The sequence below is a fragment of the Herbiconiux ginsengi genome (assembly GCF_900107435.1).
Classification (GTDB): domain Bacteria; phylum Actinomycetota; class Actinomycetes; order Actinomycetales; family Microbacteriaceae; genus Herbiconiux; species Herbiconiux ginsengi.
Genome location: NZ_FNPZ01000001.1, coordinates 1,024,484 through 1,037,587, shown reverse-complemented (window position 1 = coordinate 1,037,587; position 13,104 = coordinate 1,024,484). Strand labels below are relative to the sequence as shown.

The 13,104-nt window shown below is 67.2% G+C and carries 15 protein-coding genes; 8 read left to right on the top strand and 7 right to left on the bottom strand.

Going from position 1 to position 13,104, the window contains the following annotated elements; genetic code table 11:
* Window positions 1–44 precede the first annotated feature (44 nt).
* On the top strand, window positions 45–722 hold the full coding sequence (locus BLW00_RS04995) for a TMEM175 family protein (RefSeq protein WP_092550013.1): 678 nt from the start codon (window positions 45–47) through the stop codon (window positions 720–722).
* Window positions 719–1,441: an alpha/beta fold hydrolase gene (locus BLW00_RS04990; protein ID WP_092550010.1), complete on the top strand. Its 723-nt coding sequence runs from the start codon at window positions 719–721 to the stop codon at window positions 1,439–1,441. Before BLW00_RS04995 ends, BLW00_RS04990 begins: the two co-directional genes overlap by 4 nt.
* A gap of 28 nt (window positions 1,442–1,469) precedes the next feature.
* Here BLW00_RS04990 and BLW00_RS04985 read toward each other — a convergent pair whose 3' ends face one another.
* From BLW00_RS04985 to wrbA, 4 genes are all read right to left on the bottom strand, one after another.
* On the bottom strand, window positions 1,470–2,177 hold the full coding sequence (locus BLW00_RS04985; RefSeq protein ID WP_092550007.1) for an SDR family NAD(P)-dependent oxidoreductase: 708 nt from the start codon (window positions 2,175–2,177) through the stop codon (window positions 1,470–1,472).
* A gap of 173 nt (window positions 2,178–2,350) precedes the next feature.
* On the bottom strand, window positions 2,351–2,815 hold the full coding sequence (locus BLW00_RS04980; RefSeq protein WP_092550004.1) for a MarR family winged helix-turn-helix transcriptional regulator: 465 nt from the start codon (window positions 2,813–2,815) through the stop codon (window positions 2,351–2,353).
* A gap of 73 nt (window positions 2,816–2,888) precedes the next feature.
* Window positions 2,889–3,638: an SDR family NAD(P)-dependent oxidoreductase gene (locus BLW00_RS04975; protein ID WP_092550001.1), complete on the bottom strand. Its 750-nt coding sequence runs from the start codon at window positions 3,636–3,638 to the stop codon at window positions 2,889–2,891.
* 37 nt (window positions 3,639–3,675) lie between these two features.
* On the bottom strand, window positions 3,676–4,290 hold the full coding sequence (gene wrbA / locus BLW00_RS04970; protein WP_092549998.1) for an NAD(P)H:quinone oxidoreductase: 615 nt from the start codon (window positions 4,288–4,290) through the stop codon (window positions 3,676–3,678).
* 85 nt (window positions 4,291–4,375) lie between these two features.
* Between wrbA and BLW00_RS04965 the strand changes: the two genes are divergently transcribed.
* The 6 genes from BLW00_RS04965 (at window position 4,376) to BLW00_RS04940 (ending at window position 9,422) form a co-directional block, all read left to right on the top strand.
* The gene (locus BLW00_RS04965) at window positions 4,376–5,566 is read left to right on the top strand and encodes a CE1758 family FMN-dependent luciferase-like monooxygenase (RefSeq protein WP_092549995.1); all 1,191 of its coding nucleotides are present in this window, start codon (window positions 4,376–4,378) and stop codon (window positions 5,564–5,566) included.
* A 3-nt stretch (window positions 5,567–5,569) separates the two neighbouring features.
* Window positions 5,570–6,289 carry a CE1759 family FMN reductase gene (locus BLW00_RS04960; RefSeq protein WP_092549992.1) on the top strand — a complete coding sequence of 240 codons (720 nt, stop codon included), beginning with the start codon at window positions 5,570–5,572 and terminating at the stop codon, window positions 6,287–6,289.
* Window positions 6,290–6,494: 205 nt separating this feature from the next.
* The gene (locus BLW00_RS04955; RefSeq protein ID WP_092549989.1) at window positions 6,495–7,541 is read left to right on the top strand and encodes a cupin domain-containing protein; all 1,047 of its coding nucleotides are present in this window, start codon (window positions 6,495–6,497) and stop codon (window positions 7,539–7,541) included.
* 61 nt (window positions 7,542–7,602) lie between these two features.
* Window positions 7,603–8,529: an AEC family transporter gene (locus BLW00_RS04950; RefSeq protein WP_092549986.1), complete on the top strand. Its 927-nt coding sequence runs from the start codon at window positions 7,603–7,605 to the stop codon at window positions 8,527–8,529.
* A 10-nt stretch (window positions 8,530–8,539) separates the two neighbouring features.
* Complete coding sequence (locus tag BLW00_RS04945) at window positions 8,540–9,253, top strand: YoaK family protein (protein WP_092549983.1); 714 nt, start codon at window positions 8,540–8,542, stop codon at window positions 9,251–9,253.
* Window positions 9,240–9,422, top strand: a complete 183-nt coding sequence (locus tag BLW00_RS04940; protein ID WP_092549980.1) for a lipase family protein — start codon at window positions 9,240–9,242, stop codon at window positions 9,420–9,422. The genes BLW00_RS04945 and BLW00_RS04940 overlap by 14 nt, the downstream gene beginning before the upstream one ends.
* Here the strand turns inward: BLW00_RS04940 and BLW00_RS04935 are convergent.
* From BLW00_RS04935 to BLW00_RS04925, 3 genes are all read right to left on the bottom strand, one after another.
* On the bottom strand, window positions 9,412–10,395 hold the full coding sequence (locus tag BLW00_RS04935; protein WP_092549977.1) for an NAD(P)-dependent oxidoreductase: 984 nt from the start codon (window positions 10,393–10,395) through the stop codon (window positions 9,412–9,414). The genes BLW00_RS04940 and BLW00_RS04935 overlap by 11 nt on opposite strands.
* A 169-nt stretch (window positions 10,396–10,564) precedes the next feature.
* Window positions 10,565–11,584, bottom strand: coding sequence for a LacI family DNA-binding transcriptional regulator (locus BLW00_RS04930; RefSeq protein WP_092549974.1), 1,020 nt, complete (start codon window positions 11,582–11,584; stop codon window positions 10,565–10,567).
* A gap of 36 nt (window positions 11,585–11,620) precedes the next feature.
* Window positions 11,621–13,051 (bottom strand): glycoside hydrolase family 1 protein, encoded by a 1,431-nt coding sequence (locus BLW00_RS04925; protein ID WP_092549971.1) that lies wholly within the window; start codon window positions 13,049–13,051, stop codon window positions 11,621–11,623.
* Window positions 13,052–13,104: the final 53 nt, after the last annotated feature.

Genomic DNA, 13,104 nt, shown 5'->3' with positions numbered 1-13,104 from the left:
CTCGTCGGAGGGAGAAGCGTGGCCACCAGGATCGAGAGTGCACGATGATGCGCGGCCCGTCGGCCGGATCAGCGACTCCGACCCGGGAAACGGGGAGAGTCGAGGCATTCACCGATGGCGTCTTCGCGATCGCCATCACGTTGCTGGTGCTCGACCTGCCGATCCCCACCAGCGGGAACTTCGCGGGTTCCCTGGCGGAACATTGGCCATCGTTCCTGGCATACGCTGCGGCGTTCTTCACACTCGCCGCGATCTGGGTGCACCATCATGCTCTGTTCGCGCAGATTCGGCGCGTGGAGCCGCCGGTGCTGCTCCTCAACCTGCTTCTGCTGCTCGGGATCTCTCTTCTGCCTTGGCCGACCTCGTTGATAGCCATGGCCATCCAGGATGGCAATCATCTCGACGGAGTGATCGCCTGCGGCCTTTTCGCGGCGGCCTCGCTCATCGTGATGTGCGGCTGGTTGGGTCTCAGCATCGTGCTCGCTCATCGCCCACACCTCTTGGTGGAGGACTCGGGTGTCGAATGGATGCGCTCGAATGCCCGTGAGGTGCTGGTCGCGGGCATTCCTGTGGTGCTTGCCGCGGCAGCGGCATTCCTCAACCCTGCGTTGGCACTCGCCTTGTTCATCGCCGTGCCGATCTATTTCTTCTACTCGACCTCGCGCGTGCGATCGAGACCGGATCCGGAACCAGCCGACACCACCCCTGGGGAGAGACGATGATGACGCGAATTCCACCGCCACCGATCGGTGCGGGCAGGCGCCCACGAGCGGACCACATCGTTCTCGTCCACGGTGCGTATGCCGACGGTTCATGCTGGTCCGACGTCATCCCGCTGTTGCAGCGAGCCGGCCTGGACGTGACGGCCGTGCAGAACCCATTGACGTCCCTCGCCGACGACGCCGCAGCCACGCGCCGCGCTCTTGCCCTGAAGGATGGGCTCGCCGTGCTGGTGGGTCATTCCTGGGCCGGCACGGTCATCTCCGAAGTCGGCGGGGACGATCGGGTCTCGGCGCTGGTCTACATCGCGGCACGCGCGCCTGACGCGGGAGAGGACTATCCAGCGCTCGCGTCGCAATTCCCGATGCCGCCCGCATCCGCCGGGCTCGTGCACGCCGATGGGTTCGCGCGGCTCTCGGAGCGCGCCTTTCTCGAGGACTTCGCGAACGGCGTCGAGGCCTCCCGGGCCCGTGTGCTCCATGCCGTGCAAGGGGCCATCGCCGACACGCTCTTCTCCTCATCCACGACGACGGCCGCGTGGCGCATCCGCTCCTCGTTCTACGCGGTCTCGAAGCAGGATCGCACCACCGCCCCCGACCTCGAGCGCTTCCTCGCGGCAAGGATGGGGGCGTCCACGGTGGAGATCGACAGCGGGCATCTCTCGATGATCACGCACCCGGAAGACGTCGCCCGCCTCATCCTTACCGCTGCCGGGCGCTGAGCCCGGCTGGTCGAGGGCAGGAGGCGCACTACCAGGGCGCGGGGCCTTCAGCTGACAGGAAGGCGCCGGTCACACCGTCGGGAGGGGTCTGCGCGGTTCTCACGATGACGGCAGCGCCCTCTTCGACGGTCTGGGTGCCCGTGTGGCCGTTGAGATCCGTGCTCGTGAAACCCGGGTCGACGGCATTGACCCGGAATCGGGGGAACGCCTTCGCGAGCTGGATGGTGATCGCGTTCACCGCAGCTTTCGAGGTCGGATAGGCCACGCCCGGGTAGAAGCGGGTCGGACTCGCCGGATCGCTGAGAGCACTGAGAGAGCCGAGCCCGCTGGAGACGTTCACCACCACGGGATGCTCGGACTTCTGGAGAAGGGGGAGGAATGCGTGGAACACGCGAACGAGACCGAAGACGTTCGTGTCGAAGACCTCCTGGAGGGTGGCCGCAGTGGTGTCGGCCGGCGAGACGATGCCGTTGTCGGGCAACCGCCCTTCGACCCCGGCGTTGTTGATCAGCACGTCGAGGCCACCCTCCGCATCGAGCTGAGCTGCCGCGGCGGAGACGGATGCGTCATCGGTGACGTCGAGCAGCACGAAGCGCGCGCGGAGCTCGTCTGCGGCGGCCCTTCCGCGGGCTTCGTCGCGCGCGCCCAGATAGACGGTGTGCCCGGCGGCGACGAGTTGCCGCGCGCTCTCGCGGCCGAGGCCCTTGTTCGCTCCGGTGATCAGGGTGACAGTCATCAGATCTCCTCCTCAGGGAAATGCGCGCTCGCGCCCACCGTGTGGTTCGTGTCAGCAGCACTGTGCAAGAGGAGAGTGCGGCTGGCAACCCGCCAAATGACCCGTCGGGCCAGGGCTCCGCTGTCGTTCAACAAGCAATCTGACTCGCATTTCCGCAGCGGTGGGCCATCCGATCAGGACTCGGCGGGTACGTCCTCCTGATCGCCGACCGATGGGAGCATCTTGAGGCACAGGTCACGCAACTGGGCGAGCTGGGTGGAGTCGAGGCGGCTGGTCAGTTGCGCGGTGACCCGGCGGGCGTGTTGACGGCCGATCTTGCGCTGCACCTCCCGGCCTTTGGCGGTGAGGGTGAGCACGCTGGCCCGCCGATCGGTGCCGTCCGCCGAGCGGGCGACCAGTCCCGCGGCCTCGAGCCGGTTCACCAGTCGGGACACACCGGCCTGGCTGAGGAGCACGTCGCTCTGCAAGTCCTTCAGCCGTCTGCCCTCGGGGGTCTTCGAGAGCTCGTACAGCACTCCGTATTCGTTGGGCTGGAGTTCGTCCCAGACGGCCGCGGTGTGCAGTTCCTGCTCGATCGTCGACTGCGCTCGGAACAGCGCTTCCCAGGCCTCGTTCGCGAGTCTCGTGTCATTCGGCATCCCTCATTTTCGCATCGAAGAAGGGGCCGCTCGGCATTGTGAGCGGCCCCTTCTTCGATGCTGTCGGCGCGGGTCAGCGGGCGTAGCCGCCGTCGGCCATGAGGGTCTGACCGGTGACGAACGAGGCGTCGTCGCTGGAGAGGAACGCGACCGTGCCGACGAGGTCTTCCGGCAGGCCGTTGCGCTTGATCGCCTGCGCCTGCGCGAAGGCGACGAGTGCCTCGGGCGGGTGGACTTCGCGCACACCGGGTGTGACCGTCAGTGTGGGTCCCACGGCGTTGACCGTGATGCCGAACGGCGCGAGGTCGTTCGCAAGCCCTCGGCTGAACCCGATGTTGCCCATCTTGCTGGCCATGTAGTGCGAGATGCCGGAGGCGTTGCTGAGGATGGAGTTGGACGTGAGATTGATGATCCTGCCCCAACGTCCCGCTTTCATTGCGGGAAGAACCGCCTTGACCATCAAGAACTGCGAGTCCAGGTTGACGGCCAGCACCCGCCGCCAGGTCTCGTAGTCCAGGTCGTCGATGTCGACGAAGGGGAAGATGCCGGCGTTGTTGACGAGGATGTCGGCGTGACCGAACTCTCGGGCGATCCGATCGCCCACGGCCGCGGTCTGAACCGGGTCGGAGACGTCTGCGACGAGCCCGAGGCCGGTGTGGCCCGCCTCGCCGAGAAGAGACATCGTCTCGTCGGGATGGTGGAGGTCGACCGCGACGACGGTGGCGCCGCGTGCGGCGAGGCCGAGCGCCAGGGCTTGACCGATGCCTCGGCCGGCGCCGGTGATCACGGCGACCCGGCCAGTGTGTGTCTGTGGAACGGACATGTGAAAACTCCTTAGTCGATTGTTCTGTTGCTTGATCTCAGGCCCGGCCGGCCTTCAGCGCCTTGGCGACGTTCACCACACGGCGGCCCTGGTAGGCAGCGGCTTCCCGCGACGTGTCGTCGACGGGGTTCTCGCCCAGGGCGCGCACGTGTGAGGTGCCGTACGGATTGCCGTCGTTGAACTTCAGCGGGTCGGTGTAGCCGGGGGCGACGAGGATGCCGCCGAAGTGGTGCACCGTGTTGTAGAGCGCCAGCAGGGTGGACTCCTGCCCGCCGTGCTTGGTGTCGCTCGAGGTGAAGCCGCTGTAGACCTTGTCCGCGAGCAGTCCGCGGGCCCAGAGGCCGCCGAGCGTGTCGATGAACTGCTTGAGCTGGCTGGCGACGTTCCCGAACCGGGTCGGGGTACCGAAGATGATGGCGTCAGCCCACTCGAGGTCGGCGGCGGTGGCGATCGGAACCTGACCGGTGGCGGCCGCGTGCGCGGCCCAGACCGGGTTCGAATCGATGACGGCCTGCGGTGCGAGCTCCTGCACCCGGAGGAGACGGACGGTGGCCCCGGCGTCGGCTGCGCCGGCAGCCACCGACTCCGCGAGCTCATGGACGGTTCCGGTGGACGAGTAGTAGACGATCGCGACGTTGATCGAGTCGGACATTGTTCTCCTTTGCTTGGTGGATCTTTCGGGAATAAGAATGCTTGCGCATGCATTTAAATTCCCATACCCAATGAAAGGAGCTGCCATGCAGTTCGGAATCTTCTCGGTCAGCGATGTGACCCGCGACCCGGTGCGGGACTACACGCCGACCGAAGCGGAGCGGATCGATGCCCTGGTGCAGATCGCGCAACGCGCCGACGAGGTCGGCCTTGATGTGTTCGCAGTGGGGGAGCACCACAATCCCCCATTCGTCTCGTCGTCACCCCCGATCCTTCTGTCCCACATCGCCGCCGTGACGAAGCAGATCCTGCTGTCCACGTCGGTGACGCTCATCACGACGAACGATCCCGTCAAGGTCGCCGAGGAGTACGCGCTGCTACAGCACCTGGCGAAGGGCCGAACCGATCTCATGGTCGGCCGAGGGAATACTGTGCCGGTCTACCCCTGGTTCGGCAAGGACATCCGCAAGGGGCTGCACCTCGCGCTCGAGAACTACAACCTCCTGCATCAGCTGTGGCGGCAGGACGTCGTGGACTGGGAGGGCGAGTTCCGCACGGCCCTGCAGGGGTTCACCTCCACGCCGCGGCCGCTGGACGACGTGCCGCCGTTTGTCTGGCACGGGGCGATCCGGAGTCCGGAGATTGCCGAACAGGCGGCGTACTACGGCAACGGATACTTCGCCAACAACGTGCTGGCGCCGAACTTCCACTTCGTTCCCCTGGTGAATCTGTACCGCGAGCGATTCGAGCACTACGGGCACGGCACCAAGGAGCAGGCCATCGTCGGCCTCGGTGGTCAGGCGTTTCTCGCTCGTCGTTCGCAGGATGCCCTGGACACCTACCGTCCTTACTTCGAGAACGCGCAGATCTACGGCATGAACTCCTCGCTGGAGGAGTACAAGGAGCTCACACCGATGTCGGTCGGCAGCCCCCAGGAAGCGATCGACAAGACCATGACCTTCCGGGAGGCCTTCGGTGACTACCAGCGACAACTGTGGAACGTCGACCTCGGTGGACTGCCCGTCGAAATGGCGCTCGAGCAGGTCGAGTTGCTCGGCACCGAGGTCGTTCCGGTGCTCCGCAAGGAGATGGCCGCCAGGCGTTCACCGGCCGCCGCCGAGGCGCCGACCCACGCGAGTCTGATGCGGGAGAAGTACGGCGACGCCGCACCCCGCCGTCCACGCCCCAGCGCGAACCGGGGAGACAACGTGACGGGCACGTCTCCCTACCGCGACGGCGATCCTGCGTACCGCCCCAACTATCCGCAGGTGGGCTGACCGATGGATGCTCTCGGTCAATCGGGCACGGTGCTCCGAATCGCGGTCGTGACGGCCGGGGTGAGCGATCCCTCCTCGACGCGGATGCTCGCCGCTCGAATCGCCGAACAGTCGCTGGGCGCAGTGGAAGCAGCGGGTGCCGCGGGCGAGATCCAGTTCGTCGAGCTTGCGCCGTTGGCGGTGGACATCGCCCGATCCGTGACGTCGCGACTGACCAGTGCAGCCCTGGAAGAGGCGATCGCAACCGTCGCGGCCGCGGATGCGGTCATCGTGGCCACGCCGGTGTACAAAGCCGGGATCAGTGGGCTGCTCAAATCGTTCGTGGATGTGCTGGACGAAGATCTGCTGATCGCCACACCCGTGATCCTCAGCGCGACAGCCGAGTCGAGCCGGCACGCGATGGTGCTCGATGGTCAGCTCCGTCCGCTGCTCGCGTTCATGCGTGCGTTGCCGACGCCCACGTCCGTCTTCGCTGCGCCGGAGGACTGGGGCTCGCCCGAACTGAGCGCCCGCGTCAGGAGGGCGGCGACGGAACTCGCCCAGATGCTGATCAGCCGAGTCGGCGAACGGATCACCGATGCCACGTGGGCTCAGCACCGCCACGGGTTCGCCGGCCGCGCCGTGCGCGCAGAGCGCTCGACCGACCTGGACTTCGACACGGATCTCATGCGATTGGCGACCGGAGGGGGCGCGTCTCATCCTGCTGGAGGCCAGCTGCACTAGACCCACGAGAAGTACTCGCCTGTCCTCTCAACCGGTGCCATGACCGAGATCAGACCCTGAGACGGCACCGTCACGTCCGTTCCCATTCCGGCGCAGGGCGTTGCGGCGTAATCGAGTCATTCGTCGGAGGCACGCATGGCGCCGCCGTGCTGTGCTGTTTCTGTCGCGATCCGCGTGACGGGGAGACGTCGTCGGAGGGAGAATCATGACTGCGCGCCATGTGAGGTCGGTGTTCCAGACCCCGGGGTTCGAGAACGAGCACGGAAGCGTCACGGAGATCACCCGGCACAGCTTTCCGCTGCTTCAGAACCTGTCGATCAAACGCGTGCTGCTCGCGCCCTCGGCGATCAGAGAGCCGCAATGGAACGCCAACGCCAACCTTCTCGGATACTGCGTGCGGGGCACCGTGCTCGTCTCCACGCTCGGCAACGCCGACAGCTTCTCGGCATCCGTCCTCACCGAGGGCCACATGTACCTGGTCGAATCGGGCGCGATCTACCACATCGAGAACATCGGCGACGAGGAGGCCGAACTGATCCTCGCGATCCGTTCCGAAGCGCCCCAGGTGTTTTCTTTGCAGGACAGCTTCATGGCGATGACGCCCGCCGTGCTGGGAAACACCTACGACCTGCCGGCCTCACGATTCGAACGATTTCTGCGCACGCCCGCGGCGCAGATCGTGCGTCGCGAGACGAGCCCGACGATTCCCGACACGGCGTCGCTGCCGAACAGCCGCCACTTCGATATCGAGGGCCAGAAACCGCCCCTCGACTACCCGTTCGGCAGTGCACGTCTCGCCCGCCGGCAGTTCTGGGCCGCTCTCGAGGACATCTCCATGTACAGCCTCCGGGTGAAGCACACGGGAATGCGCGAGCCGCACTGGCATCCCGTGACCGGGGAGATGGGTTACGTGCGCAGCGGCCACGCGCGGATGACGATCCTCGATCCCGATGGGCGACTCGACACCTACGAACTGGCGCCGGGAGACGTCTACTTCGTGCCGCGCGCGTACCCGCATCACATCGAAGTGCTCGGCGATGACGACATCCATTTCCTGATCTTCTTCGACCAGGCCACGCCGGGCGACGTGGGGTACCGTGCGACGGCCTCCGCTTTCTCGCGCGAGGTTCTCGCAGCCGCCTTCCGGATGCCGCTCGCCGACCTGCCCGAGTTCCCCTTCACGCCCGTTGATCCCCTTCTGGTCGGCCGGGTGAATCCGCGCGACCCTGTCGTCGACGCCGATGTGCCCTGACCCGGGTCAGCCGATCGCAGGCAGTCCCAGCTGCAGACTCATCGGAGGTTGAGCGCACCACATGGAGATCGCCGAGGGTCTGCTACCCGTGTTCTTCGCGCTGGCGGTCGGCTATGCCGCCGGCAAGTCGCGGCTGATCTCGAACACCCACGTCGACGGCTTCAACACGCTGGTGATGTCGATCGCCCTGCCGATCGCGCTGTTCACCATACTCGCCGGTTCGAAGCGCGCTGATGTGATCGAGCACGGTGCGGTCGCCGGTGTCGTGCTGCTGGTGATGGTCGTCACCTACGTCGGGGTCTTCGTGCTGCAACGGCGGATCTTCAAGCAGGCCACGTCGGCAGCGGCGATCCAGGCGCTCACCGTGGCGTTCCCGAACACCGCGGCCGTCGGGCTGCCCCTGGCCGACTCGGTGCTCGGCAGCACCGGTCAGCTCGCGGTGGCGGTGTCGCTCGCGGTCGGCACGATCACCGTCTCGCCCGCCACGATCGCGATCATCGGTCGCGCGAGTGGCGGTGCCCACCGGCCGAGCATCCTCCGGGCGATCCTTCGGGCGCTCCGGTCGCCCGTGGTGATCGCGCCGATCGCGGGTATCGCGTGGAGTCTGTTCGGGTTGCCGTTTCCCGGGCTCGCCTCCAGCACGCTGTCGGAGATCGGGATGCTCACGGCTGGGCTGGCGCTGTTCCTCACCGGGCTCGTGCTGTCGTCGCAGAAGCTGAAGCTCACCCCGAACGTCGCCGTGTCGACGATCATCGGCGGCGTCATCCGGCCCCTGCTCGCCATCGCCGTCGTGAAGCTCGTCGGCATGCCGAGCACGATGGCCGCCGAGACGGTCTTGCTGCTCGCGGTCCCGTCCGGGTTCTTCGGAGTGCTGCTGGCGCTGAGGAGCCGCATCGACCCAGGGCTGGCCGGCGCGACCCTGTTCTATTCGACCCTGCTCTCGATCGTCACGCTCTCGATCGTGATCCTGCTGCTGCCCGCGTTGTGAGGAAACCGCCATGACGACACCGCCCCCACGGGATCATCGACCACAGTCGACGATCATCGCCCTGGTGCTGTCGTTCGCGGCGGGCGCGACCGATGCGTTCGCGTTCCTGCTGCTCGGCGGGGTGTTCACGGCGAACATGACCGGGAACCTGGTGCTGGCCGGGCTGACCGAGCGGCCGAACTACCCCTCGATGATCGTGGGGGTGATCGTCGCGATCATCGCGTTCGTGATCGGTCTCTCCATCGCCCTCGCGATCGCGCGGCCCTCGCCCGGGCCGAGGCGGCTGACGGCCGTCCTGGCGCTCGGCCTCGCCGCCCAGGTCGCCGTTCTCATCGGATGGGTTCTCGCCCCCGACCGCTCGAGCATGGTCGACCAGGCCCCGCTCATCGCGCTCTCCGGGTTCGCGATGGCGATGCAGACGGGCGTCTCGAAACGCATCGAGTCCCGGTCGGGCGTGAGCACCACCTACGTCACCGGCACGATCACCAATCTCGTCAGCGACTTCGTCGACAAGAACGAGCAGGCCGGGGTCACCCGGATCGGGGTGATCGTCGCGCTCGTCGCCGGGGCGCTGTGCGGTTCGCTGTTGATCGGCATCGACACGACCTTGGGCGCCGTGCTGCCGATCGTGCCGGCCACAGTCGGACTGCTGCTGCTGGTGAGCGCTTGGCGGTCCGATGAGAAAAGCCACCTGAATGAGAGGAGCAGCAATGCCATCGGATGACAACTCGAGAGAGGCGGCATCAGCCGGGTCTGCGGCATCCGCCGCCCGTGTCGTGCTGGTGCACGGCGCCTATGCGGACGGGTCGTCGTGGGCTGACGTCATCCCCCCGCTGCACGACGAGGGCATCGCGGTGACCGCGGTGCAGAACGCCCGCGCGCTCACTTCGTGAGAGCGAGCGCGGTGAGGCCTGACAGTCCGTTCGCTCCGGCGAGTGCTCGCTCGACGACGGCGTCGCGGGCGTCGCCGAGTGTCTCGGTGGCCGTGGCGAACAGGCCCATGTCGATGAGCTCGAGGGGCACGAGATGGTCGACGTTCTCGAGCGTGATCGACGGGCCGATGGCCTGCAACGCGAAACTGGTGGCCGAGCCGGTGCGGAGAACATCGAGCATCCCGGCAGTCGGGAGGTCGAGTGCGCCGGCGAGCGCCATGATGTCGATGACGTTCTTGTGGTTCATCATCATGAGTGCGTTGTTGAAGAGCTTCCCGTACTGTCCGGAGCCGACCGGGCCGGCGTGGATCACACTCTTGGAGAAGGTGTCGAAGACCGGGGTGGCGCGGGCGACCGCGGCGTCGTCGCCGCCCACGATCGTCGTGAGCTGCCGAGCCAGCGCGACCGCGTTGCCGCCGCTGACCGGGGCGTCGAGCACGTCGACCTGATGTGGCGCGGCGAGCCGGGCGAGGTGCCGGGCTTCGGCGGGGAGTCCTGTGCTGTGGTTGACCAGGATGCTGCCGGGCTTCATCGCGGCCAGCAGGCCGCCGTCGCCGGCGAGCGCGAGCACGTCCGAGTCCTCAGGGACGCACAGCGAGACGATGTCGCTGGCGGCTGCCATCTCCTCCACGGTCGTGTGCCGGACGAACTCGCGCTCGCCCAACGCGGCGTAGGAGGACTCGTGTCTGGCCCAGACGTGGAGGGGGAAACCTCCGTCGACGATCGCTTGGGCGATCGGAGCACCTTGGTCGCCGAGTCCTACGAATCCGATCGCGGGACGGGTCGTTGCGTCGGTCATCTCACTCTTCCTTTCATTCGTGTGCGGGCAGGCCGAAGAGGTGGTCACCAGGCCAAGGTGCCGGCGGCCTCGTGGAAGGTGCCAGATGCCGGCATTGTTGACGAGGACGTCGGTCGCGGCCGCCGCCGCACGCATCCGCGACAAGGAGCGGCCCCTCCCTTGTTGGCCCCGGTGATGAGCGTGACGGTCATGATCACTCCCTCGTTCGTCGGTCGTTCACCTTCGAACAAGGATCATCGTCTGCCGCGGCGGGGGGATCAGTCGAATGACTCGGCTGCTACCCGATCGGCGAAGCGGTGCCCGGCTAGGCCGAACCGCGCACGATCAGGCGGGTGGGGATGAGGGTGCTGCGCGGCACCTCGCCACCGGCGATCAGGCGCACCAGGAGGTCGGCCATGGTCGCGCCGAGGTCGGCCGAGGGCTGGTGGATCGTCGTCAGCGGCGGTGTGAGCGTCGAGGCGAAGGTGTCGTCGTCGTAGCCGACGACCGCGACGTCGCCGGGCACCGAGAGCCCACGGGCGTGCAGCACCTGGATGGCGCCCGCGGCCATCTGGTCGTTCGCCACGAAGACCCCGTCGATCGGTACGCCGCGCGCCAGCAACCGCTCCATTGCATCCGCTCCGGATGATTGGGAGAAGTCGCCGATCTCGACCAGATCGGGATCTCCGCCGACCCCCTTGATCGACTCCCGCCAGCCGGCCAGGCGGTCGATTCCGGCCGGCATGTCCTGCCGACCTGCGATCGTCGCGATGTGCCGGCGTCCGAGCCCGATCAGGTGCTCGGTGGCGGTGCGCGCGCTGTGCACGTTGTCGACGTCGACGAAGTAGCTGTCGAAGGTGTCGGGATTGATCGGCCGCCCACCGAACACGATGGGCAACTGGGAGCCGAGGCCCACGTAGGAGTGGTCCTCGGCGTGATGGGAGACCACGAGCGCCCCGTCGACGTTGCCGCCCAGCAGGTAGCGCCGGGTCTTCTGCGGCCGGGCCTCGGATGCGATGAGCAGGTTGAGCGTGTAGTCCGTGTCGGAGAGGGTGCGGGCCACCCCCCGCACGACCGGGGCGAAGAACGGATCGGCGAACACCGTCGACGTCGACTCCGGCACGATCAGCGCGATGACGTCGGTGCGCCGGCTCGCCAGCGAGCGCGCCACCCGGTTCGGCACGTAGTTCAGCCGGGCTATCGCGTCGTTCACGACGGCGGTGACCTCGGCGGTCACCTTCGGTGAGCCGTTCACGACGCGCGAGACGGTGGCGCGGGAGACCCCGGCTTCCGCGGCCACCATCTCGAGGGTCGGCGCGCGCGAGCCACTGGCGTCGATCGTCATCTCAGACCTCCAGTGGCTCGAGCGGTGTGGTGCGCCTCAGGATACCGGGGAAGCCACGGCCCCCGCGGCTTCCTTGATGACCCCGGAGTACGCGATGGCGGAGTCCTTCGGCGTGCGCTCCAGGGTGTCGTAGTCGACCCGCACGATGCCGAAGCGCTTGCCGTAGCCCCACGCCCACTCGAAGTTGTCGAGCAGCGACCACACGAAGTAGCCGCGCACATCCGCTCCGTCGGCGATCGCATCCGACACCGCCTGGATGTGGTCGAGCACGTACTTCGTGCGCAGGTCGTCGTGGATCGCGCCGTCGGCCGCGACCTCGTCATCGTAGGCGGCGCCGTTCTCGGTGACGTAGAGCGGCGGCAGATCCGGGTACTCGTGGCCGAGACGCACCAGCAGGGTGCGGAGACCGGCGGGGTTGACCTCCCAGCCCATCGCCGTGCGCGGGAGTCCCCGCAGCGGGAAGGTGATGTACTCCGAGCCCACGAACGGAGAACTCAGCGGCCGGCCGGTGTCGACCAGGTGGGGGTCGTCTGCGCCCTCGAGCGGATGCCCGCTCACGACGTCGTCGTGGTAGTGGTTCACGCCCAGGAAGTCGATCGGCTGGCTGATGATCTCGAGGTCGCCGGGCCGCACGAGGCCGGTCTCCGTCACCTCGTCGAGGCCGAACTCCGCCAGGTCGCGCCGCACATCGGCGGGGTACTCACCGCGCACGATCGGGTCGAGGAAGATCGTGTTCTGGAGGCCGTCGAACCGGCGTGCCGCCTCGACGTCGACGGGGTCGCCGGCGTCCAGCGGAATCGAGTTCGTGAGGTTCAGCGTGATGCCGAGGTTCTGCGCGCCGCGTTCGCGGAGGCGCTGCACGGCGAGGCCGTGGGCGAGGTGCTGGTGGTGCACGGCGGCGATGGCGGCGGCGGGTTCGCGGCGCCCCGGTGCGTGCACTCCGGCCGCGTAGCCGAGAAAAGAGGAGCAGAACGGCTCGTTGAAGGTGGTCCAGTGCTGCACCCGGTCGCCGAGCGCCCCGTAGACGATCTCGGCGTAGTCGCGGAAACGGTAGGCGGTGTCGCGGTTCGCCCAGCCGCCCGTCTCTTCGACGGCCTGCGGCAGATCCCAGTGGTAGAGGGTCAGCCAGGGCAGGATGCCCGCCTCGAGCAGCTGATCGACGAGCCGGGAGTAGAAGTCGAGTCCGGCAGGATTCACGTCGCGGTCGCCCGGCCGGATTCGCGCCCAGCTGGTGGAGAAGCGGTAGGAGTGCAGGCCCAGCTGCTTCATCAGCGCGACGTCTTCGGGCATCCGGTGGTAGTGGTCGACGGCGACGTCGAGGGTGTCGCCGTTCAGCACGGCGTTCGGCACCCGGGCGAAGGCATCCCAGATCGACGCTTCTTTGCCGTCTTCGAATGCCGCTCCTTCGATCTGGGCGGCCGCCGTGGCCGAGCCCCACAGGAAACCGGGAGGGAATGAGGTCGTCATGACTGTGTTGTTGCTCCTTGAGTCGTGGTCGTGCAATCGTACGTGTTCGCGTC